Here is a 1,362-nt window from a genome sequence, read left to right as displayed (position 1 = left end):
CCGGAGAGCTGCAATCGCGCCAGCATGGCATCTAGCGGATCGGTCGTCGCTTCCATTACCTTTTTTGCCCGCGTCATCAGAAGCGTCCTCCGACCACGGCTTCGTATTCGGCAAGAGGACGTAACAACGACGGCGGTGAGGACGGCGCCAGCACCGCCTTGATCTCCGCCCGGCGGACCGCGCCACTGCGACCAGCAACACCATCGAGATGGGCGGAGTCGACGATCCGCAGCCGGCGCCCCTCCGATTGCTTGTGCACTGCTACCTGGTGCAATCCATGGCGGATCCGCACTTCGCCGGCCGCGATCGTTACCGCCACGCGCTCGCCAATCAGGCGCCACGGCACCGAGTAGCTGTTCGTGTCGATCTCGACGGCGCAATCATTGCCGACGACGCGGGTCAGTTCACGCAAGGATCCAAACGACGGCTGCCCGCCGAGCGGCTTCAACCGATGTATCTCGTCACGCGCGAAGCGGATGATCGGCGCCTCGCCGGTCGTGCCGTGGATACGAACGTTCGCAACCTCACGCTCCCATCTGTCGAGATGCGCCTCGAATGCTTCCCAACTTGGGAAGGAATGACCGGCGATCGCGTTCTTCTTCACGTAGCCGACGCCGTTCTCCGTCTTGCCCTTCGTGCGCGCCCGATATGGCGCGCAGGCGCGAGGACGGAAGCCCCAATGTTTTGCGAAGGCTACCAGCTTGTCGTTGAACTGAACCGACCGGCTCACCGCGTCGTGGCGCACGACAAGCGCGCGTGGATTGTCCATCAGCACTTCCTCCGGCACACCGCTGAAGGTCGTGAATGTGCTCTCGAGCCCGGCGAACCAATGCTCCTGCCTCTCGGCCCGGAACGCACGCACATGGAGCCGTCGCGAGTGTCCAAGCGTTGCCACGAACACGAATGCCTTGACTTTCGTCCCTCCGATCTCGACCAGGCGCTCCCCGAAGTCGATCTGCAGCTGCCGGCCCGGCGGCGTCTCAAACCGAGTCGTCGCCAGCGCCTCCGCCTTCAGCGCCTGCCGATAGGGCTGCACCGCGCGCTGCAGCGTGGGCCGGCTGACGGCCACGCCTTTGTCCGCCAACAGGTCCTGGCGCACCACGTCGGCATTGCCGCGATGCCGAATGAGCCTCTCGCGCAGCCAACCCTCAAGGCCGTCGAGACGCTTCGGCCGCTTAGGCGACTTGAATGGCTTCACCCTGCCCGCCGCCACGTAGTCCTTTACTGTGTGATGGCTGCAGCCCAGCTGCCGCGCAATCCGCTTCACACCCCACCCGCACGCCCTCAGGCGCATCATCTCCGCCACGTCATCCGGCGTCTTCATCACCTGCCCCCGTGGATCATTCCACGCCGAGCTTTCAG

General features: G+C 64.8%; 1 protein-coding gene. It reads right to left on the bottom strand.

What is annotated here, in order from left to right; genetic code table 11:
• Nucleotides 1-76: 76 nt before the first annotated feature.
• On the bottom strand, nucleotides 77-1,362 hold a 1,286-nt coding region (istA, locus tag IVB50_RS09075; protein WP_247295636.1), incomplete at its 5' end, for an IS21 family transposase.

Source organism: Bradyrhizobium sp. 87 (assembly GCF_023073015.1).
Taxonomy (GTDB): Bacteria; Pseudomonadota; Alphaproteobacteria; order Rhizobiales; family Xanthobacteraceae; genus Bradyrhizobium; species Bradyrhizobium canariense_D.
Note: the sequence above shows the minus strand (reverse complement) of the source record. Positions and strands in the feature narration are given on the sequence as shown.